The organism is Paenilisteria newyorkensis, from assembly GCF_000766145.1.
GTDB classification, from domain to species: domain Bacteria; phylum Bacillota; class Bacilli; order Lactobacillales; family Listeriaceae; genus Listeria_A; species Listeria_A newyorkensis.
Window position 1 is genome coordinate 1 of record NZ_JNFB01000003.1, and the last position, 19,692, is coordinate 19,692.

Genomic DNA, 19,692 nt, shown 5'->3' on the forward strand with positions numbered 1-19,692 from the left:
AAATGATACATCATATTTTGCCACAGCAAAACACCCCAAACGTTAGATTTTTGGTCTAACTTTTGGGGTGCACATCACAGCGCGATCAAGGATTTTTTCTGTCTCGCTATTTCTCTTTCAATGTCTTCAAATAATCCAATGCATCTTGGAACGTCTTCACAGGGACGACTTTCATCTTAGAATCAATCGCTTTCGCCGTCTTCACTGCATCCTCATAATTGCTTGCAACACCAGGTTGCGCCTTTTTCATTTCAGGCGTTATCGTATCATCTGGCGCGAAGAAAATCTCCACATCATCGCGGTCCGCCGCTACAATTTTCTGGTCAATGCCGCCGATTCGCCCAACATTGCCATCTACATCAATCGTACCAGTTCCTGCAATATTATGCCCTTTCGTCCAGTCCGTTTTGCCGAAATGATTATAGATTTCAAGCGTGAACATCAAACCAGCAGATGGCCCACCAATTTTCTCGGAATCAATCGTGATTTTCGGATCCGTCACTAGTTTTTGATCATCCACAAGTGAAATCCCGATTCCAGGCGTTCCTTTTTTGTCGATATCGATTAATTCAACCGATGCTTTTTCAGACTTGTCTTGGTGTTTGTAACTCACTTCGACCTTGTCCCCCACTTTTTTACTGCGTACATAGTCAATAAATTCCGCGCTCGATTCAAATGATTTCCCATCGATTGCTGTGATTAAATCGCCAGCTTCCAACACTTTTGCCGCTGGTGCATCTGGCATGACACTTAAAACATACACGCCGCGATATTCGATTTTTACCGATTGCCCTGCTGCTTTGTATGCCACTTGAATCGCATTATTTTTAGATTGGTTCATGAGTGATAACTGACGAACATTGTACTCCTCATCGGTCTCATTTTCCCCGCGGACATCTGATTCTTTCTCAATTTCTTGGTACGGCAACATTTTCGCCGCTAAGTATGAATAAATATTGGCCTGCCCCATCGCGATTGTCACCAACCGAAAAACGCCCTCACTATTGCTCGGATGCCCCTCCACCGTCACTAGCGGACTCAATTTATCTGCACTGCCCGGTCGCGTCACATAATATGGCAATGGCACAAAAAATGCTACAGCCAACGCCAACACAATCAGGCCGGCTAAAAATTTTTTCCAATTCTTTTTAATCATCTTTTTTCTCCTGTATTCCTAGTTTATTTAACAACGCTTGGTGCACAATCGGTGGCACTAATTCCGCAATATTCCCGTTATACTGCGCCACTTCCTTCACAATACTCGAGCTGAGGAAAGAATACTGCGAACTTGTCATGATAAAAAATGTCTCGATATGATCATCCAACACGCGGTTCATCGATGTAATCTGCATCTCATATTCAAAATCACTGACCGCCCGTAACCCGCGCACAATCACGTCTGCCTCTTTCTTCTTCGTATAGTCCACCAGTAAGCCCGACGCACTTTCCACATGCACATTCGGCAAATGCTTCGTCACCTGCTCCATCAAATAAATCCGCTCGTCAACATCAAACAGCGACTTCTTCGACGAATTATTTAAAACCGCCACATACAACACATCAAAAACCTTCGCAGCACGCGTAATAATATCCAAATGACCATTCGTAATCGGATCAAAACTACCCGGACACACCGCCACTTTATTCATTTCCAGCCACTTCCTTCTCATATTCGAAAATCGAAAGCACCGTAATCCCGTAGCGCTCTTCCCGAATTTTTTTAAATCCAGCAACCTCATCAGGCAAAACCGCATCCGCGTCATGCTCACAAATCGCAAGCGCTGCGTCATTTACCAATTCAAGCTCCGAAAGCGACGCCATCAACTGCTCCAGCTGCTGTTTCTTGTAAGGCGGATCCAGAAAAACCAAATCAAACGCCCACTCATTTTTAGCCAAAACCTTCAACGCCCGTTTCGCTTCATTTCTAAAAATATGCGCCTGACTCTCCAAATGACACGCCGACACATTCAAATGCACCGTCTTAATCGCCGCCTGCGCCTGATCGATAAACACACACTCACTCGCCCCACGACTAAGCGCTTCGATACCAAGCCCGCCACTTCCAGCAAACAAATCCAGCACCTTTTCCCCATCAAAAAAAGGCCCAATAATCGAAAACAGCGACTCCTTAATCTTATCCGTCGTCGGCCTTGTATTCGTCCCCGGCACCGCCTTCAAATGATGCCCTTTACGTTCTCCTGCAATAACTCTCATATGTTATGTACCTCCAATATAAAACAGCACAACCCAGCCTTGCAAAAGCAAAGCCGAATCATGCCGCTGTTATTAAATACTAATTTGTACGTCATCCATGCGGTCACGGAATTTCATATCTTTCTTCGATTCGTATTCGGTGTTTAAGAATGGCCGATACGAGAGCTCCACACGTTTTACATAATGGAACCGCGTTAATTTAGCAGCAACTTCTTCTATCTCTGCCATATCGCAATATAAAACCGCATATTTTAATTTCCTAGAAACGTAATGCACATTTCCAAACCGCTTTAAAGAACGTACTTGCTTCAAATGATTCATCCAAATAATGATGGATTGACGTTCATTCTCCATTGCCTTTCCCCCTCTTTAAGCTGAACAGCCACAACCGCCGCCTGATCCGCATCCTCCAGTAGAACAAGAAGATTTCGTTTCAAAAAACGGGTTTCCAGTTGGGACTTTAATATTTTCCGAGACAGCATCTGCCAAAATAAAACTAATTTCGTCGAGCAAACTTTGTAAATCCATCTCCGCTTGCCGAAACGCCGCGACATGTTCATCCATATCAACATCACGTTTATACTGGCGAGCCAGACGATTCACTTCTTTATAATCTGGATGATAGCGACCAAAACGTTGCACTTCATCGTATTGTTCCTTTATCTTTGCCAAGCGCTTAATACGCTGTTGTGTAGGTAAACTCGTCGTCATTTGGTGCAGACATTCACGATATTGATCCGCTTCCGCCGACGCCAAAATCATCGATGCAAGGTCATCTGACATGTCAAGCAAAGCCAGATTTTCCATTGTAGCAAGCATGTTGCCACCTTCTTTCCATCGTAAATCAAATTACATGCTCCATTATAGCACGATTCACCGAAAAACGCTTTACTTTTGCAAGAAGTTCTGCGTATAAAATTTCCGATAAGTTCCAGCTCCCATATCCGTAAAGCTATTATCAAATAGGTTTTTGCGGTGCCCAGCCGAGTTTAACCAGCCTTCCACCGCCGCGGGGCCATCCAAATAATTGGAAGCAATATTCTCCGCCGCCTTCTGATAATCGATATTCGCGCGATTCATCCGATCGGCAAGCGTCCCGTACGTCGGCGAATCATGATCAAAATACTTGTTCTCATACATGTCCACACTATGCCCGTACGCCACTTTCGCAACATCCTCATTCCAGTCTAGTTGCTTCTTACCATAACGCTCGCGGAATATATTCGAAATATCAAAAACCTGCTGATCCGAGGCCTTATCCACCTTATCCCACTGTTCATCCGTCACCGTATCCTTAAAAATATCTCCTTGATACGTCATCTCATACGGATGCATTTTTATAAGCGATAGTTTATTAAAATACCGAACGCTAATCACTTTCGACTCAAACTTATCAAAATTTACCTGCGCATAAACACCGTTCCCCAAACTCACAAGCGGGCGAATATTCAGCTCGTCCTCCGACAACTCAAAACGATAATAATTATCCTCATAATTAAATGTAATCTCCGACTGCAATTTCATATTCAAAAAAACTTTCTCCGTCGGCATATCAATCTCAAATGGCTTCATCGGCAACTTATCACCCAGCGCATAAATCGTCTGCACCTTCTTGTTCGCCACACCGACCTGCATATACTGATCATCCGTTTGGTGGAAAATATAATTCTGATAACTATATGGAGAAGCATCGATTCGCTTCGGATCACCATATTTCTTCACAAGTAACGCCACATCTTTATTAATATAAGCCGCTAGACTCGCTTGGGTCTCCGCTTTAGGGTCACTTTCCGTGGTTTTATTTTTGTCCACATTTCCTTGCTGCACTGCCTTGTCATCCACAGAATTCACATCTGTAGGTGTTTCAAAAAATAGATCCGTATAGTAGCCCACAAAGAGACATACCACTACCACACAAATTGTTCGTAAAATAAATCGCATAGACTTCTGCACTCCTTCATGCTACTCCCTCTATTGTATCGGCTTTTCCCGAAAATTACTAGTAAGAAAATCTACATTTTTTCGCATAATAAAAGCCCAACTCTAAAGTCAGGCTCCACTTCTTATAAAAACACGCCGATAATAACCATCGATACGAAAAGAATCGTCATGTAATTAATCGAGTACACAAAACTAATACGCGCCCATTTCATACTGTCTTCCATCTTGAATCCATAGATACATAGCGCCAACCAAATCACATTCAAAACGGTGGCTAGAATCACGTAAACGAGACCCAACTCCCACATAAAGAATGGCAAAATAGTTAATAAGACAACCCAGAAAAGCGTGCTCCATTTCGTCCGTTCGATACCTTTAACAACAGGTAACATCGGGATTCCAGCAGCCTCATACTCCTCTTTCCGCTTAATCGCAATCGCATAAAAATGCGGCGGTTGCCAGCAGAACATCACAAGGAATAACATAATTGGCACAGCGCTAAATGTTGGCTCTACTGCAAACCAACCAATAAGCGGTGGCACAGCACCAGAGAAGCTACCGATAACCGTATTGCTGACCAGTTTCCGTTTTGCCCACATCGAGTACACCACGACATACAAGAAAATACCGATTAGACCGATAACTCCCGCTTGCCATGTTGTCATAAATAGCAGTGCCTCACCGACAACACCAAGTACCGCAGCCACAAGAAGCGCCCGTTTCCCTGAAATTTTACCCGTCATCGTTGGGCGGTTTTTCGTCCGTTCCATAATCCCATCAATATCGCGATCGATAACATTATTAAACGCACCCGACGCAGCAACGACCATTCCCGATCCCAAAATAGTAAAAATAAGAATATCGAGATTTTGAATAAAAGAAACCCCTGTTAACTGAAATGCCAGCCACATACCCGTAAAAGCCGTAATCGTGTTGGAATTAACAATCCCAATTTTCACAAGTTCCGTAAAATCTTTCACAGTGAACTTCGTAGCAGCGCCAATATTTGCCGTCTTCTCCATTTGATTCACTTGTTTTCCCCCTTAACTTCTGTTGCACTTTAAAACATTATTCACATAGACAATCACGCCTACATTGCTTATTTGTTCACAATCTCACTATGAACTCCATCCTAACCATTATCGGAAATAAACACCCTATTTGTCAAGCCTTTGGACTTCATTTGAGCACGAAGAACTGTATCTGTAACTTTTGGTTCTCCTTCATATTTCACAAGCCGTGCCCTTTACTTACACTAACAAACAAGTTAAAATAAGATGGTATATGGCAATACAAACTATTTTTGTATGCTCAGTTTTTAATTAATACATATCTGAAGGAGGAAACCATAAAAAAATGAAAACTTTTCTAAAAGTCTGGTCCGTCCTAACAATCCTCTGCATGACGTTCGTTGTGTTTGGTGGCGCGTTAGTAACGAAGACCGGTTCAGCAGACGGATGCGGGAATACGTGGCCACTCTGTAACGGTCAATTTGTCCGCCTAACAGACATCACACCCGAAAAAATTATCGAGGTTATGCACCGACTCACAACAGGAATTAGCTCGATTTTCGTTATTGTTTTAGCTATTTTAGCATGGATTTATATTAAAGATCGTCGCGAAACGAAGCCATTAGCTATTGTCGCCGTTGCTTTCCTAGTATTGCAAGCCTTTATGGGCGCCGCGGCCGTTATGTGGGGCCAAAACCCGTATATCATGGCGCTCCATTTCGGTATCTCTATCATTTGTTACGCTGCCATCGTGCTGCTCTGCCTGCTTATTTTTGAAGTGGACAATAAGTTCGACGCGCGCAACATGGTCATCGGCACGAAGCTAAAAGTCAACATCTACCTGCTCACCATCTACACTTACCTCTCTGTCTACACAGGTGCGCTCGTTCGTCACGAAAAAGCCAGCCTCGCGGTTCCAGCCTGGCCCTTTGAAAATGGAAAATTCATCATGCCGACCAACGTGCAGGATTACGTGCAATATTTACATCGGTTCGCAGCACTCATCCTCGTTGTCTGGATTTTATATGTCACGTGGATTGTGTTCCGCGAATATAGCCACTATCGCGTATTGAAATATGCGATGGTACTTGAAATCATCTTTGTTGCGGCTCAAGCATTTACCGGAATCATGTCTGTCGTAACAAACGTGAATCTCTATGTGGCACTAGCGCATAGCTTAATTATCACGATGATGTTCGCCTTGATGACTTATCTCTGCCTACTTGCTAGTCGCAGTAAGCAGAACAGATTACGTATTAGATAACACGAATAAAACCGCCAAACTCGCGTTCCAGATGAGTTTGGCGGTTTTTTGTGATAGAATAGATTATTATATCACCAGAAAGTAGGGAATCGGTTGAAAGCTCCACGTCGCACACTTTATTACGAATTGTTCATGCTTTTGTTAGTCCTGCTCTCCGTCCTGACTATTCCAATACATAGCAAAGCAGTTACTATTCTGAACACCGTTATCTGGGCTGTTTTTACAGTCGATTATTTCGCGCGTTTAATCCGTGCAGAAGATAAGAAAACATATATCAAAACGCACCTATTTCAACTCATTGCGATCTTACCGCTATACAGTTTCTTCCGTCTAGCTCGTATCGTTAGTTTGTTTCGGATACTTCAATTAACAGCCATTGGCAGACGCTACATTGCTCCACTTTATAGTTTCCTGCGCACAAATGGCTTCAATCGAGTGATTAACACGTTCGTGATCCTTGTCATCGTGATTCCAATACCGCTTATTCTTGTAGAACCAAGTATCAAAAACTACCCAGACGCCATCTGGTTTTCCATTGTAACAACAACGACTGTAGGTTATGGCGATATCGTTCCAGTCACAGGATTCGGTCGTTTTTTGGCGATTCTCCTGATGCTATTTGGAATCGGCTTCATCGGGGCACTAACTTCCACCATTCGTAGCTTCATTACAAACAACAAAAAACAACTCAGCAGCTCCGAAAAAATCACAAAAATTACGCGAAGCATCGAGCAAGCAGGTACCTTAACAGAAGCCGAAATCACCATGATTCAAACTTTCCTTCACAGCAAAAAAACACCCGAAGACACGCCATAAAAAAAAGAGTTTGCGACTCGTCCTACAACGAAACGCAAACTCTTTTTTGTTACTCAGATAAATTGAAAGACCAGCCAACACCATATTTATCCGTTAATTGACCGAATTTTTCTGACCAAAATGTTTTCTGTAATGGCATAATTTTCGTTGCGCCATCAGATAAAGCATCAAAATAACGCGTTAATTTCTCCGCATCCTTTGTATCCAACACCAGTGTTACATTATTTCCAGGGATGAACTCCATGAAATCAGGTGTATCCGAGAACATCACTGTGTCCCCTTCAATTTGAAGACTCGCATTCATGACTAAGTTTTTTGTTTTTTCGTCTATTTCAGGTCCGCCTTCTTCCTTGATTGAACCGTAAGTCATCAAATCCGTACACGTCGAACCAAATATCTCTCCATAAAAATCCAATGCCTCACGAACCTGATTCTTCATATTGATATATACACCTAATGTCATCTTTATTCCCACCTTCTTTTGATTTTACAACGCTTTCATTCGCTAAAATTATACCATACTACTAAAAAAAATAAAATTATTCCTCATTCACCATTGCCAAATTGATTAAACGCGTCTCCACATCAAAGCGATAGCGTTCAGCTAAGGCTTCCACTTCCAAAATACGGATCATCTCTTCTTCCGTGCCGTGTCCGTGAAGAATGTTTTCGTGACAATACGCAATCGTCACTAAATCATCTGGGCGTTCAATACATTCCACCGTATCTCCAAGGCAAATTTCCCCGACCTCAATCGTACGGCATAAATACCCTGTATAGCCTGTATTTCTAACTTCTTTGAATAATTCAGATAAATCATTGCGTTTTCCAATCGTTGCACACGGATTACGCGCCTCTGTTACTTGAATAATCGCTTCCCCAATTCTAAAAACATCACCAATGCAAACATCTTTCTCAAGCATTCCTGTTACTGTCAAGTTTTCACCAAACGCTGCAGGTGGCAACTCGATTCCAAACTGCTCATTCCAACGCGCGTAGTGTTCTGCGGGGTATATACAAACGGTACGATCCACTCCGCCGTGGTGTCTCAGGTCATGTTGCCCATCGTCTAAAAAACCATATTGCGTCAACATTGCTTTCTCAACTGGCTGCTTTACAATTCCCGTCATCATCGACTTCTTCTTGCCGACCGCCATCTCTTTTGGTTTACCAATAGCAAGTCCAATAATTTTCCCTTCCATGTCTTCACCCCTCTGATGCTTTCAATTTAACAAAAAAACGCCGAACTTTCAAGCTCTGGCGTCGTTTTTTATATTTTATTCACGGAGACCTTCACAATTCTGACAATAATCCAAATGAAGATAACCACGTTCACCACAACAATCACAAATAGCATAAACAGTACAATAAACGTCGTTCCTGAGCTATCTCCCGTTGAAAATCCGTACAAACCAACCACAATTAAAAACAAAATGTTCAGCGCTGTTGGAACTAAATCCACAAATAATACCGTTTTTGCATGTTTCTTTACATACTCCGATTTCACAAAAATCCAAACCAGCGCTGGAAAAACAATGGGTAAAAAGAAATGGCTAGCATAGGAAAGTATCGCCCAAACCTTATCGCTTGTCAAACATATCAAATCCTTTCCTTATTTTTTGCGTTTCATCACAAAAGTCAAAAGAGCTAGAACGAGTGCCAAAATAGCGATGCCTAGAGAAACCCATTGGATCACAGAAGGGCTTTCCTTGGCGTCATCCGTCTCGCTTTTTTCTGTCGCTTTTTTGCCGTGAGAATCTGTGGCGCTATCCGATACGGCTTTCGAAATCGTCGTTGTGGCGTGCGGATAATCAGCATCCTCATTTCCCGTCCACTCCACAATCGAGCCGTCTTCATAATACTGATAAGCATTCCAATCCACCGTCCCAGCTTTATCTGGATTTTGCGCAACGAAACTAAAACGCTGGAATTGGCCGTTTTGAATGCCGCCACCAGTCGCCGTCCACGTCACCGTGTTCTCCGTTTTATTCACGACAACATTCCAACCAGGAACCGGCTCATACGATTGAAAAGCCACGCCCGCCGGCACTTTTACAACCACTTTCACCGTTGCACTCTCTTTTTCCACCGGTACTTTCACTGTATACGTTTCCCAAGCACCCGTCGTCGATTCCGTTGGCGCCACCGTCACATGTGCGCTCGCAATCACAGGCGAAATCATCAACATCGCCCCCGCCAATAAACCTGTCACTAATTTTCTCATACTATCCTACACTCCCTCATTGTTTTATTTTTATGGTAAAACTTTTGTCGATCTCTGAGAAGTCCTTACTAAGCGCATGAACCTTGATTTCCCAACGCCCTGTCGCATTCAAATATAGTCCACTTGCCGCATATTCATTTTGTGCATTCTTTTTCGCTTCAAACTCCGTCGATTTCTTATTACCAGATGGAACGGCGGTCAACGTCACCTTTTGAAAATCCGTCCGAACTTGTCCATCTTGATCCGTGAACACGACAAGAAACGTATTATCCCCAACGACTGCCGGAGCAATTTTTAGAGAAACGAACCCAGAATCCGTCGCCACTTTTTGCGAGAAAGCTTCTGGTGGGGCTGGCGGTGGTGTTTGTACATTTGTCAAAAACGCCGCGACACCAAGAATCACCAAGCCTATGCCAAATTCAGCAATAATCGTTTTTGCCGACATCATTTTTCCTGTTTGTCGCATGTATAAATAGTGGATCAAACCAAGCGCTCCCATCACGAGAAACAGCACCACTTTCACCAAGATGACCTTCCCGTATTCCGTCGTAAATAGTTTCGCCATCGACCCTAAGTTCATCACGCTCATCAGCAACCCGCTCACGATAATCATCCCGACAAAGCTCGCAGCCCAAGGACTAAATCGGTTCCACGCGACCTTCGCCTCTGGTTGTTTTGGCAAGAGTAAGAACAGTACGACAATGCCGCCTACCCAAGCAGAAGCACTAACAAGGTGTAGAAAATCCATTGGAATCGCGATTGTCTTGTCTGGACTCCCTGCCGCATGCCCCTGCATCGCCTTTGCAAATAATAGTACCATAAACAAAGCAAGCGGTACTAGCCAAATCCAAAGCTTGACGATTCTATTTTTCTGGAAAATAAGAAACAAGCTCACCATCAACATTAGCAGGCTCACCATCTGAACCAGCCACAAATGTCCAATTCCCGAGCGCTGCACTAATTGCCCCATCGCCGCGAAATCCCAGCCGTTCCCACCTGTATAAATCTGAACTTGTAAAGGTAGAAATAACAGGAATCCAATGAGGAGTAGCCCGAGCCCCACATACAAAACACGAACCGCTCTCTGACGCAATTTTGGACTGACTTCTCCTCGGTAAAGCGCCAAGAAAAATAATAATACCCCTGCGGCTAAACTGAATCCTATGTATAAAATAATCTTCACAATCGTACTTGGCCAGGAAGAAGTCGCACTCGCCGTCGAAGCACTAGACGCCATAAAACCTTGAGTCGTTTCGCCAACTTTAAAAGAAATAACCCCTGAAACCGGATGCCCATCCGCCGATACAACGCGCCATTCCGCACTGTACACATCATCAGGTAAGCCGTCCTGTAGTCCAACTTCCACCACATGATCATTTTCCGAATTGATAAACGCTTTTCCACTCTCCACACGACGACCCTCAGAATCCCTCACAATAACAGAAGGATACTCATTTTGAATCATCTCTGTGAACGTCAAAACCACTTTTTTCGGCGACTCATCCAATGACGATTGATCCTCCGGCGTCGAACTTTGCAAATACGCATGCGCCTGTGCTACGGTAGTTGGGACACAAAACAAACACACCGCGATAACCAATCCAACACCCCACCACCAAAATTGCCTCATCGCTCTCAGCCCCCTTCTTTTCACAAAAACCATCTACCCTCTAAGATACCATGCAACTTTTATTTACGAAATTAATCTGCTTCACAAAAAAGCCGAGAGCCTCATCATGCAGACTCTTGACATTTTTTCATCTTCCAAATTCCCAAATCCATGTGTACGCGGCACGAATTCAAGTTTTTGAAAAATTAATTATTAGACAGAAGGATCCGCAACGATGTTCCAGTGAAGCGCTGCATTATAATCCCCAGCCTTCGCATCAGTCGGAATCACGAGCGCAACACCGTCCGTGCCACCAAGCAAAATCGAGTTAGATCCCATACCACCATTTTCGTCAGCAATCGCGATATCGATTTCATCCCCATCACCATGAAGTTTTCCACCAACTGCCGTGATTTTGTCATCAGCACCGTTATATACCGGCTTAAACTGCAACTCGGCACCTTGAACTAGCTCACCAGTTTGCGCTACTTTCAATGTCCAGCCATCACCAGTTCCACGCAAATCAGCTACGTTAATAAAAGCCGGAATCGCGTTTTCTCCAACGACATCATCTTTCGAAAAAATCGTTTCCTCTCTCCCCGTCAATGTATGATCATCAAAATTCAAATCCGACACATAGTTAATACGCAGCGGTCCTTCATTTGGATTCGTTGGCTCTAGGGGAATCTCCGGTAATTCTGGATCAATCGGATTGGTAATCGGTGGATCAATAACACCCGTTCCCGGTAACACATTCACCGTCGCCTCACTCGTTGCTTTGTCCGCCCCGTCAAATTCCGCGGCACCAACACCAGCCGCAAAAACACTTATCGTTACTCCAAAAACCGCTAACCCTGTCATCATTTTCTTTTGCTTCGTCATCTAATTTACCTCTTTCGCTCGCTTATTTTCTAGTTTCCTTAAGTACAATCCACCGAATAAAATTAATATTCCGCCTATAATAACTAAGAAAACAGAATTATTTACATCTCCCGTTACAGGTAATAAAACATCTTTTCTTGGCATCTCTTTTGGCACTTCCACTTCTTGTTTCGGTTGCTCCAAAATCCGAATCGTCATATCCGACTTGCCCGTAGTAGCCTCCACATAGGAATGCCCTGAAATAACGAGTGAAGCGACAACTATGAAAAGTATGCCCTTACCTATACCCGAATTTCCTCGCCTAATCAAAAACTCACCTCCTTTCCTGCCAATCTTGCCGCAATATAGGAACCCTGTTCCGTATATCCTTTAAAAACAACATACCCATCATGAAACTCCGCCTCAATCAAACCAATATAATCCAAACAAATCATCTGATCGTACACGTCGCCTCCGAAAGTCTGCTCTTCCTTATCCTGCAAAAATAATAACCCCTTCATCGTTTCACCTACTCTGGTCGTAAGTATAGTCCAACATCCCATTCATCAATATTCCTGACCTTCACCGCATCAAAACGCTGGAATTTCTTCTCTAGCATATGCCGTGGACTCAACTCCCCGTGATCATGAACCGCAATCCAACGATTATGGCGATTATTACGCCGATCCGTAAACTCTACCTGAAAAATAGCAATATCATCAAAATGGTGGTCAACTCTCATTTTCCTCACTCCTCGATTTTATTTCTAATTTCTTCTTCGTTTGACGCTGCTTCCAAAACAATACCATCACAAGACCTAGTAAAATAATGATAGCCACAACAAAACCTATCGTCGACCAACCGCCCTCATCCAAATCCAACGCCGTATTATTCAAATCATCCGCGGTCGCCTTATCTATTTTAAAATCGCGTTCCCAAGACCACGTATCTTCCCCAGACGTCGCTGTCAGTTTCAATGTATAATTTCCGGGTTTTAGCGGCTGATCCCGCGTATGAATCGCATAATCAAAATTAGAATTCGGTGCCATTCTCAACTTTTCAGATTTTTGCTCAAATAATGCTTTCGTCCCATTTTCACGGTAAACCTCGGCTTTAATCGCTAAATCCCGCAGAATAACCGCTTGATCGTTTTGTAAATTCGCCGTGATTTTGTTGCGATAATTCTGTTGCGCCGCCTTGATTTCACCTAAATGCAAATCTGGCTTGACCACCGTGTCGTTTTGCGAAAGCACCACGCCAATCGTATAGGAAAATCGATTTTGCAATTTGGCACCCGCATCATGCGCAGCTTCCTTCTCCGAAAACACAAGGCCACCTAATATAACGCCATCCTTCGCCACGTCTGGCATCTTCACCTTGATTTTGGCCTTCGTTTCCGTCTTTGCTTTCACAATAATTTCCTGATTCACAACCTCCGCAATGCTTCCAAATCCATGTTTCAGCGACTCATCGACCGGCTTATCCGTGGCATTATAATCCACAATCCCATTGCCATTCGTAAAAGCACTATTTGCCACAACCAAAATCGTTACATCCTTATCCGTCGCATTACGGAGCACCACTTCCAACTCCTGCTGTTGCCCAGGCCTCATTCTCAAATCAAAATAACTCGTCGCCTCGCCTCGCTGATTCTCCGGTAACACAGCTTTAACCGAAAAAGCCGGTTCCTGCGCAAAAACTGGCGCGCTCATCGTGTACATACCTATCAAAAACAGTAATACTAGTATTGTTTTTTTCATAAAATCCTCCGTTATCTTATCCTGTAATCAAGTTCTCGCTGTAAGCATCATACGTCATATGCATAATATCAGAAGGCATATCCACAATCAGCTTATTAATAAATTCCAACTCCCGAACCGTCGGAAAAGGTGAAATCCGCAACGATAAACAATTATTCAGGCTTTCATCAATATCATAATTATGCAAAAATATATCCACGCCACGCTCCTGAATCGCCGCTTCCGTCACCTCTTCATTAAACAAGAAATCATACTTTACACCGTGCGGAATATGTTGTCTCACACGCGTCATCAAGTAATTCATATATGTCGATTCCCCAGAAAACGAAAATAATATCTTCTTATTTCGATAGTTCTCTTCCCCGCGATACGCACATGTCAGCATCGTTAAACTCACAGCAACATCCTCACGATAGGCGATTGGCAAATCTTTCACATGTTCATTTTGCGTTAATTGATTCAGCCAGTATCGATACGTGTACGGATATTCTGATTTCGTATATACATTTAACTCGTAGGAATTTTTCTGAAATACAGCCGTTATTTGAGTAAGTAACACGAGATTTTCCGTAAAAGCAATGAAGCTCGTACGTGCATGTTCCAGCTTCCCGTCCGGTATTCCCAAATGCTTCAAATGCCGCTCCTCAAACAAATCCTCATATATTTTCACGCACGCATTATCCCGGCGCATCCGAAAGTGCTTCCCATCATTCAGCTTATAAACAACACTATCCAAACAAATAATGTACGCATACACCATCTCATCCTCTGGAATATTGACAAACTCAAAATTCGCCATCAACTCATCCGTATATAACTGCTGGAAAATCTGAAAACTTTTTTTCTGCGTAATCTCCTCTTTCAACGCAGGACTGAGTTTGATATAGTTTCCATTTTCAAGCCTCTGCGTAATGACACCCAGCCAAGATACCACGCGATGATAATCCAAGTGCAAGACACGATTTAAACGTTTTTCCGCTTTTTCCAATATTTTTTTATAAAATAGCGAAATCACTTTCTTATCCTCGGCACTCGTAGACATCACATCCGTTTGTTTCCGCTGATTCAAATAACTAAAATAAAAACAACGAATATCACTTTCCTTGCCGCCAAGTTGCAGCGGAGCCGTTTCCAAATGCAGCTTATACGGCTTAATAATTTTCACAAGTGTATTCGTGTAACGACGCAACGTCATTTCCGAAATCCAAAGCTTCTCACTCCACTGCGCCACCGAAAAATGCTCCCCGCGAAACATCGCATCCAGAATTTGAAACAGCGGACTATTCCCAATAAAGCTTTGAATAAAATCACTGATAGAAAAAGTCGCTTTCCATTCCAGTAAAATACTCTTATTCCCAATATTGGCGAGCCATACACCCTCTGGAAACACATCTTCTAAAATTTCCAAATCCTTTTTCAGCGTTTTTATACTGACATTGACCACATCTGCTAATTCCTCGATTGTGCTTGGATGGCGAGACTTTACAAGATAGTCTAACAAAATAACTAATCGCTTATTCTTTTTATCTGTCAGCAAGTCTAAATATAGTTTGTTCATTTTTTCTCCTCCTCGCAAGAACCTTATTATTTCATTTTTTAGGTATGTTTTTCAATAACTTTTTTTTCTTCATTTTGGAATAAAGCTATACTTTGTGGCTAGTGAAGTAACCCCAGACACCTGCAACTAGTTGATAATTCAATATCTCTTACAATCGTCCCCTTCTTTATACCATAAAAAAAGGCAAAATAAAACTGGAATAGCAGAGACACCGTTTCCCGTCTCCACTATTCCAGTTCTGTTATTGCTTCACTCTCGCTACAAATTGAAAACGATTTCCAACATATTGCGAACGCGTAAATTCAAATGGTCTACCATCTTGTAAAAACGTAATTTGGCGTAATTTCATCACCGGTGAACCGAGTTTCACATCCAAATACGGCGCGACTTTTTCAGAAACGAGTGCTGCCTCCATAATCTGCTCGGCTTCCCCAATATTTTGACCCAGCTTCGTTAAAATAGCCTCATAAAGCGAATCCATGATATCTTCTTTATTCAACAACGACGCAATATTTTCTGGGACAACAACGACTTCAAATAAAATCGGTATTTTATCACCGTAACGTATCCGTTCAATCCGCATCACATTGCTATTTTCCGGTAATTGTAGCGCCTCACGTTCCTGCGTACTTGCAGGTCTGATGCCGTAAGAAACAATCCGCGATGATGGCGTTTTTCCCTCGTGTATCATTAAATTCGTGAAACTGGTCACCGCTTCTAAATGTTCTGTCATCTTTTTCTCCGCGATATAGGTCCCAGCACCAACCCGACGTTGCAAAATGGTATCATCTACAAGCCCTTGAATCGCCTGGCGAACCGTCATTCGGCTCACATGAAACATCTCCGCTAACTGCCGCTCCGCTGGAATTGCTTTCCCAACTTGCCACGTACCATCTTCAATTTTCTGCTTAATCTCACCTTGAATTTGAATATAGATCGGAATCCCCGACGACTTATCTATCATCATTTACACCTTCTTTTTTGTAGAAGTGAATTATAACATACAACACCAAGCTACGCCATTCCTAGAACGATTTAGCTTGGTGCTTTTTTATTCCTTATAATAAAGATGCTGCGGCTTTATCTACAACAATCGTCACGTCTGGGTGGTTTTGCAAGACAGAGGCTGGGATACTTACGTCCACTTTGCCTTCCACCGTGTCTTTAATCGCTTGTGCTTTGCTTTCGCCAAATGCCAGTAAAATAATCTTTTTAGCGCCCATAATCGACTTGATTCCCATCGAATATGCATGTGTCGGTACATCTTCTTCGCGCTCAAAATAAATCTTGTTTGATTCGCGTGTTGATTCCGTTAGCAAAACTTTATGCGTTGGCGTTTCAAATGGCGTTCCTGGTTCGTTAAAACCGATATGCGCATTCGTACCGATTCCCAATACTTGAATATCAATTGGGTGATCTGCCAAAACTTGCTCGTAACGTGCACATTCAGCTTCCCCATCTTCCGCCAAACCGTCTGGCAAATAGCTTTCTTTAAACGGCTTTTTCGAGAACAACGCCTCATTCATATAGAAATGGTAGCTATTTGGGTCTTCTGCTGAAAGACCAACATATTCGTCCAAATTCACAGAAACCAAGTTCGATGTATCCACATCACTAGCCACAAACTCTTTATATAAATCCGTTGGCGTGCTTCCTGTTGCAAGACCTAACGTTTTTGCTTCACCAGCTTTAATGGCTTTCTCAATCAGTTGAAAAGCTTCTTTTGACGCTTCTGCTTTTGACTCTTTGACAATAATATTCATGACTTATTTCCTCCTATTGTTTGCTATGTTTTTTCCCGAATGAATAGGTTGCTTGAATTTCAAGCGCATCATTCAAAAGATTAAAGTCAGCATCTTTATCTACTGCAATACCGCCTTTTGAATCTAATTTAAATTCTTCTGCTTGGTTCACCGAAGACATCAATACAGCATCCTCAATCGAACAGCCAGTAAATTTCACCATGTTACGGAAAGCATCATCATACGTTAAGACACTTCCAGCAAGCGTTCCATCTTCCAAACGCGCTTGGCGATCCTTCACAAATACTTTTTGACCACCTAATTCATAGTCACCGTCCGGCATTCCTTTTGCACGCATTGCATCCGTAATAATATTGATACGTTTCGGACCCTTCACATTGTATGCCAGTTTAATCATGTCAGGATGCACGTGAATGCCATCCACGATCAACTCGGCATGAATGCTCGGTTCCAGCATAACGTGCCCGACAACGCCTGGTTCGCGGTGATGTAGCGGACGACACGCATTGTACATATGAGTCGCATGGCTCGCCTTACTGTGAATCAACTCCGCACGAACCGCATTAGAATGACCCACAGACGGCACAACACCAAGTTCGATACAAAGATCCTCAAAAGCTGGTGACGTGCTGTGTTCTGGCGCATATGTCACCAATTTAATCCGTTCCCCACTTGCCTTAAACCATTTTTTGAAAAGTTCCAAGTCAGGCGCGGTAATATATTCTTCTGGCTGAGCACCTTTAAATACAGGCGACACAAAAGGACCTTCCAAATGAATGCCGCCGATTAAAGGCTCGTCTTTCGCTACCTCGTCAATGACTTTCAACGCGTTCTCAATGTTTTCACTAGATTGCGTCATCGTCGTTGGGAAATACGTGGTAATTCCTTCGTTCAGCATACCTTGTACTTGTTTTTTTAATTTCACAGGGTCGGCATCCATCGCGTCGAAACCAAAGCCACCGTGCGAATGAACATCGATAAATCCTGGTACTAACTTCTGACCTTTGGCGTCTACAACTTCTTCGCCTGCCACTTCTTGATAGCTTGTCATCGGGCCAACTTCACGCACAGTCTTATCGAATCGCACAAAACCTTCCTCGATAACGGAATCGCCTGTGTATACTACTGCGTTCTTGATTACTTTTGAAGTCATTAAAAAACATCCCTTCTATAACTGGTCTATACCAATTATTATACAACTTATTAAAAAAAATGCAACCTCTTTACGTTCTTTCTTTACCCCTGATTCTAATAATTATGCGTTCACATGGTGAAAATAAGAAACACAATCCACTGTTTTCAAGCCAAAAATGTATAATAAAAAAGATACAGCACTTCTCCAATTCGAGAAAGGCTGTATCTTCGTGTGATTATTTATTCTTGCTCTTTTTTATCTTCGTTTGGTACGTCTTTCTTTTCAAGTTCAGGAATAAGGACTTCTTTTTCTTCTTCAGGCTTATCTTCCTTCGCTTGCTTCTTCGCGTCACGCTCCAAGTCCTCTAACATTTCTTCCATCGAAGCATTGTCTTTTTTCTTGAAGTTTTGTTTCTCACGCTCGATAATTTCATCGACCATTTGCGTGAAATCTTGTGTTTTTCCTTTGATTGCTTCTTTACCTTTTGCTGTTTTCTTCTCTAATTCAGCCATTAATTCATCAAACGTTTGCGATAATTCGCTTGTCATATCCGCTTGTTTTTTAGCCGTATTAGCAAGGTCGCGTTGTTTTTGTGCTTCATGATAGTCTGTTACACTGCCCCAGCTCATATCGTGGATGACTTTATCCATTTTTTCAGCTGTTTCGGCTGCATTTTTTTCAGCTGTTTCGGCTAAATGTTGTGTTTTTAGGTTTTTCCATTTCAAGCGCATTTCGTGCATTTTTAATTCTAGCTTCTCTAATTGCTCAGAAGCGTTGTCGTAGTGGCTTTGTGTTGTTGCCAACTGCTCTTTATATTGCGCTACTTCTTCTTTTGCAAAGTTCGCTAATTTTGTTTCGCCAGCTTCTTCCGCGATTCCTGCTTGATATTCGCGTTTTTCGATGTATTTTTCGATTTCTGTGCACTCTTTATAGAATAAAGATTTCAGCTCGCGTTGTTTGTCAACGGCACGCTCGATATCCTTCATTTCTTTCTTCGTTTGGTCCATATAATAGGATACGGAATTACGTTTCTTCTCTTCACGTTTCTCTTTCATTGCGTCCCAGTCGTTATTCACTGCTTGTTTGAATTTATTAAAAAAGTTTGTCATTGTTTTTTCCTCCAATTTGTTTAGTATCTATTTAGTAATCAAATGTATTCGTGTTTGTGGTTTTGCGCTTATTCTTTGTTAAGAAATAAATCAATGCTACGACAATGGCTACTGTGAGAACGCCGTGCAAATTAGATAAAATGATTAAGGCGCCCACACCGATAAGTACGCCGTACAGAATCTTCTCGCCTGTACTGTTTGCTATCATAAATTGTCTTAAAGCCCAATAACCAAGTGCAGCTCCAAGCGCCGCCATAATCGCGGGCCAAAGGAAAACAATGATGGCAATAATAAGTGCTGCGACTAATACTCCAATAATAATTCCTCTCATGATTATGTCCTCCTTGCTTTACTATACAACTATCATAAAATAGATTCCGCATTTCAGTAAGCTACTCGGGTTTGAACTTTCACTACAACTAGAGTCC

At 42.5% G+C, this 19,692-nt stretch carries 25 protein-coding genes; 2 read left to right on the plus strand and 23 right to left on the minus strand.

The features are described 5' to 3' along the window. Window positions 1–106: 106 nt before the first annotated feature. The 7 genes from EP58_RS01120 to cyoE all read right to left on the minus strand — a co-directional run bounded on the left by EP58_RS01120 (window position 107) and on the right by cyoE (window position 5,186). Window positions 107–1,153 carry a SepM family pheromone-processing serine protease gene (locus EP58_RS01120; protein WP_036089223.1) on the minus strand — a complete coding sequence of 349 codons (1,047 nt, stop codon included), beginning with the start codon at window positions 1,151–1,153 and terminating at the stop codon, window positions 107–109. Beyond that, window positions 1,149–1,649 (minus strand): pantetheine-phosphate adenylyltransferase, encoded by a 501-nt coding sequence (coaD, locus tag EP58_RS01125; protein ID WP_036089100.1) that lies wholly within the window; start codon window positions 1,647–1,649, stop codon window positions 1,149–1,151. Before coaD ends, EP58_RS01120 begins: the two co-directional genes overlap by 5 nt. Beyond that, entirely contained in the window at window positions 1,642–2,214 is a 573-nt protein-coding gene (rsmD, locus tag EP58_RS01130; protein ID WP_036089101.1) for a 16S rRNA (guanine(966)-N(2))-methyltransferase RsmD, read from the minus strand. The genes coaD and rsmD overlap by 8 nt, the downstream gene beginning before the upstream one ends. A 72-nt stretch (window positions 2,215–2,286) precedes the next feature. Then, window positions 2,287–2,568 carry a DUF2129 domain-containing protein gene (locus EP58_RS01135; RefSeq protein ID WP_036080110.1) on the minus strand — a complete coding sequence of 94 codons (282 nt, stop codon included), beginning with the start codon at window positions 2,566–2,568 and terminating at the stop codon, window positions 2,287–2,289. Window positions 2,569–2,583: 15 nt separating this feature from the next. Further along, window positions 2,584–3,033 carry a YlbF/YmcA family competence regulator gene (locus EP58_RS01140; RefSeq protein WP_036089103.1) on the minus strand — a complete coding sequence of 150 codons (450 nt, stop codon included), beginning with the start codon at window positions 3,031–3,033 and terminating at the stop codon, window positions 2,584–2,586. Window positions 3,034–3,102: 69 nt separating this feature from the next. Beyond that, complete coding sequence (locus tag EP58_RS01145) at window positions 3,103–4,155, minus strand: CAP domain-containing protein (RefSeq protein ID WP_036089104.1); 1,053 nt, start codon at window positions 4,153–4,155, stop codon at window positions 3,103–3,105. 122 nt (window positions 4,156–4,277) lie between these two features. Next, the gene (gene cyoE, locus EP58_RS01150) at window positions 4,278–5,186 is read right to left on the minus strand and encodes a heme o synthase (protein ID WP_036089106.1); all 909 of its coding nucleotides are present in this window, start codon (window positions 5,184–5,186) and stop codon (window positions 4,278–4,280) included. 325 nt (window positions 5,187–5,511) lie between these two features. On the opposite strand from cyoE, the gene EP58_RS01155 reads away from it, so the two are divergent. Next, on the plus strand, window positions 5,512–6,429 hold the full coding sequence (locus EP58_RS01155) for a COX15/CtaA family protein (RefSeq protein ID WP_036089107.1): 918 nt from the start codon (window positions 5,512–5,514) through the stop codon (window positions 6,427–6,429). Window positions 6,430–6,522: 93 nt separating this feature from the next. Next, the gene (locus EP58_RS01160; protein WP_036089109.1) at window positions 6,523–7,245 is read left to right on the plus strand and encodes a potassium channel family protein; all 723 of its coding nucleotides are present in this window, start codon (window positions 6,523–6,525) and stop codon (window positions 7,243–7,245) included. A 49-nt stretch (window positions 7,246–7,294) separates the two neighbouring features. Here EP58_RS01160 and EP58_RS01165 read toward each other — a convergent pair whose 3' ends face one another. The 16 genes from EP58_RS01165 to EP58_RS01240 all read right to left on the minus strand — a co-directional run bounded on the left by EP58_RS01165 (window position 7,295) and on the right by EP58_RS01240 (window position 19,595). Next, a complete protein-coding gene (locus EP58_RS01165) occupies window positions 7,295–7,708 on the minus strand; it encodes a VOC family protein (RefSeq protein ID WP_036089110.1) in 414 nt (137 codons plus the stop codon). A 76-nt stretch (window positions 7,709–7,784) separates the two neighbouring features. Beyond that, entirely contained in the window at window positions 7,785–8,447 is a 663-nt protein-coding gene (locus EP58_RS01170; protein ID WP_036089111.1) for an MOSC domain-containing protein, read from the minus strand. A gap of 68 nt (window positions 8,448–8,515) precedes the next feature. Continuing rightward, window positions 8,516–8,839 (minus strand): magnetosome magnetite crystal formation protein family, encoded by a 324-nt coding sequence (locus EP58_RS01175; protein WP_036089113.1) that lies wholly within the window; start codon window positions 8,837–8,839, stop codon window positions 8,516–8,518. A gap of 18 nt (window positions 8,840–8,857) precedes the next feature. Continuing rightward, entirely contained in the window at window positions 8,858–9,469 is a 612-nt protein-coding gene (locus tag EP58_RS01180) for a YcnI family copper-binding membrane protein (RefSeq protein WP_036089114.1), read from the minus strand. Between the two features lie 16 nt (window positions 9,470–9,485). Continuing rightward, a complete protein-coding gene (locus tag EP58_RS01185; RefSeq protein WP_052171322.1) occupies window positions 9,486–11,099 on the minus strand; it encodes a copper resistance protein CopC in 1,614 nt (537 codons plus the stop codon). A 192-nt stretch (window positions 11,100–11,291) separates the two neighbouring features. Beyond that, on the minus strand, window positions 11,292–11,960 hold the full coding sequence (locus EP58_RS01190) for a WxL domain-containing protein (RefSeq protein WP_036089117.1): 669 nt from the start codon (window positions 11,958–11,960) through the stop codon (window positions 11,292–11,294). After that, complete coding sequence (locus EP58_RS01195) at window positions 11,961–12,269, minus strand: LPXTG cell wall anchor domain-containing protein (protein ID WP_036089119.1); 309 nt, start codon at window positions 12,267–12,269, stop codon at window positions 11,961–11,963. It lies immediately after the preceding gene. Continuing rightward, window positions 12,266–12,460 carry a hypothetical protein gene (locus tag EP58_RS01200; protein WP_036089121.1) on the minus strand — a complete coding sequence of 65 codons (195 nt, stop codon included), beginning with the start codon at window positions 12,458–12,460 and terminating at the stop codon, window positions 12,266–12,268. The genes EP58_RS01195 and EP58_RS01200 overlap by 4 nt, the downstream gene beginning before the upstream one ends. An 8-nt stretch (window positions 12,461–12,468) precedes the next feature. Next, window positions 12,469–12,681, minus strand: coding sequence for a hypothetical protein (locus tag EP58_RS01205; RefSeq protein ID WP_036089122.1), 213 nt, complete (start codon window positions 12,679–12,681; stop codon window positions 12,469–12,471). Beyond that, window positions 12,671–13,699, minus strand: a complete 1,029-nt coding sequence (locus EP58_RS01210) for a WxLIP family cell surface protein (protein WP_036089124.1) — start codon at window positions 13,697–13,699, stop codon at window positions 12,671–12,673. Before EP58_RS01210 ends, EP58_RS01205 begins: the two co-directional genes overlap by 11 nt. Before the next feature lie 16 nt (window positions 13,700–13,715). Next, window positions 13,716–15,257, minus strand: a complete 1,542-nt coding sequence (locus EP58_RS01215) for an AcpB/EbpR/MafR family transcriptional regulator (RefSeq protein ID WP_036089125.1) — start codon at window positions 15,255–15,257, stop codon at window positions 13,716–13,718. Window positions 15,258–15,498: 241 nt separating this feature from the next. Continuing rightward, complete coding sequence (locus tag EP58_RS01220) at window positions 15,499–16,221, minus strand: GntR family transcriptional regulator (RefSeq protein WP_036089126.1); 723 nt, start codon at window positions 16,219–16,221, stop codon at window positions 15,499–15,501. A 94-nt stretch (window positions 16,222–16,315) separates the two neighbouring features. Then, a complete protein-coding gene (locus EP58_RS01225) occupies window positions 16,316–17,020 on the minus strand; it encodes a glucosamine-6-phosphate deaminase (RefSeq protein ID WP_036089128.1) in 705 nt (234 codons plus the stop codon). A gap of 13 nt (window positions 17,021–17,033) precedes the next feature. Beyond that, window positions 17,034–18,173: an N-acetylglucosamine-6-phosphate deacetylase gene (gene nagA, locus EP58_RS01230; RefSeq protein ID WP_036089129.1), complete on the minus strand. Its 1,140-nt coding sequence runs from the start codon at window positions 18,171–18,173 to the stop codon at window positions 17,034–17,036. A gap of 221 nt (window positions 18,174–18,394) precedes the next feature. Next, entirely contained in the window at window positions 18,395–19,264 is an 870-nt protein-coding gene (locus tag EP58_RS01235) for a PspA/IM30 family protein (RefSeq protein ID WP_036089131.1), read from the minus strand. Window positions 19,265–19,295: 31 nt separating this feature from the next. Beyond that, the gene (locus tag EP58_RS01240) at window positions 19,296–19,595 is read right to left on the minus strand and encodes a lmo0954 family membrane protein (RefSeq protein WP_036089133.1); all 300 of its coding nucleotides are present in this window, start codon (window positions 19,593–19,595) and stop codon (window positions 19,296–19,298) included. Window positions 19,596–19,692: the final 97 nt, after the last annotated feature.

Coding starts and splice junctions, on each gene's coding strand:
- EP58_RS01210 (WP_036089124.1), bottom strand. CDS start 13,699: ATGAAAAAAACAATACTAGTATTACTGTTTTTGATAGGTATGTACACG.
- EP58_RS01180 (WP_036089114.1), bottom strand. CDS start 9,469: ATGAGAAAATTAGTGACAGGTTTATTGGCGGGGGCGATGTTGATGATT.
- EP58_RS01140 (WP_036089103.1), bottom strand. CDS start 3,033: ATGCTTGCTACAATGGAAAATCTGGCTTTGCTTGACATGTCAGATGAC.
- EP58_RS01190 (WP_036089117.1), bottom strand. CDS start 11,960: ATGACGAAGCAAAAGAAAATGATGACAGGGTTAGCGGTTTTTGGAGTA.
- EP58_RS01145 (WP_036089104.1), bottom strand. CDS start 4,155: ATGCGATTTATTTTACGAACAATTTGTGTGGTAGTGGTATGTCTCTTT.
- EP58_RS01235 (WP_036089131.1), bottom strand. CDS start 19,264: ATGACAAACTTTTTTAATAAATTCAAACAAGCAGTGAATAACGACTGG.
- EP58_RS01165 (WP_036089110.1), bottom strand. CDS start 7,708: ATGACATTAGGTGTATATATCAATATGAAGAATCAGGTTCGTGAGGCA.
- EP58_RS01185 (WP_052171322.1), bottom strand. CDS start 11,099: ATGAGGCAATTTTGGTGGTGGGGTGTTGGATTGGTTATCGCGGTGTGT.
- EP58_RS01200 (WP_036089121.1), bottom strand. CDS start 12,460: ATGAAGGGGTTATTATTTTTGCAGGATAAGGAAGAGCAGACTTTCGGA.
- EP58_RS01215 (WP_036089125.1), bottom strand. CDS start 15,257: ATGAACAAACTATATTTAGACTTGCTGACAGATAAAAAGAATAAGCGA.
- coaD (WP_036089100.1), bottom strand. CDS start 1,649: ATGAATAAAGTGGCGGTGTGTCCGGGTAGTTTTGATCCGATTACGAAT.
- EP58_RS01220 (WP_036089126.1), bottom strand. CDS start 16,221: ATGATAGATAAGTCGTCGGGGATTCCGATCTATATTCAAATTCAAGGT.
- nagA (WP_036089129.1), bottom strand. CDS start 18,173: ATGACTTCAAAAGTAATCAAGAACGCAGTAGTATACACAGGCGATTCC.
- EP58_RS01155 (WP_036089107.1), top strand. CDS start 5,512: ATGAAAACTTTTCTAAAAGTCTGGTCCGTCCTAACAATCCTCTGCATG.
- EP58_RS01225 (WP_036089128.1), bottom strand. CDS start 17,020: ATGAATATTATTGTCAAAGAGTCAAAAGCAGAAGCGTCAAAAGAAGCT.
- rsmD (WP_036089101.1), bottom strand. CDS start 2,214: ATGAGAGTTATTGCAGGAGAACGTAAAGGGCATCATTTGAAGGCGGTG.
- EP58_RS01135 (WP_036080110.1), bottom strand. CDS start 2,568: ATGGAGAATGAACGTCAATCCATCATTATTTGGATGAATCATTTGAAG.
- EP58_RS01240 (WP_036089133.1), bottom strand. CDS start 19,595: ATGAGAGGAATTATTATTGGAGTATTAGTCGCAGCACTTATTATTGCC.
- EP58_RS01205 (WP_036089122.1), bottom strand. CDS start 12,681: ATGAGAGTTGACCACCATTTTGATGATATTGCTATTTTTCAGGTAGAG.
- EP58_RS01170 (WP_036089111.1), bottom strand. CDS start 8,447: ATGGAAGGGAAAATTATTGGACTTGCTATTGGTAAACCAAAAGAGATG.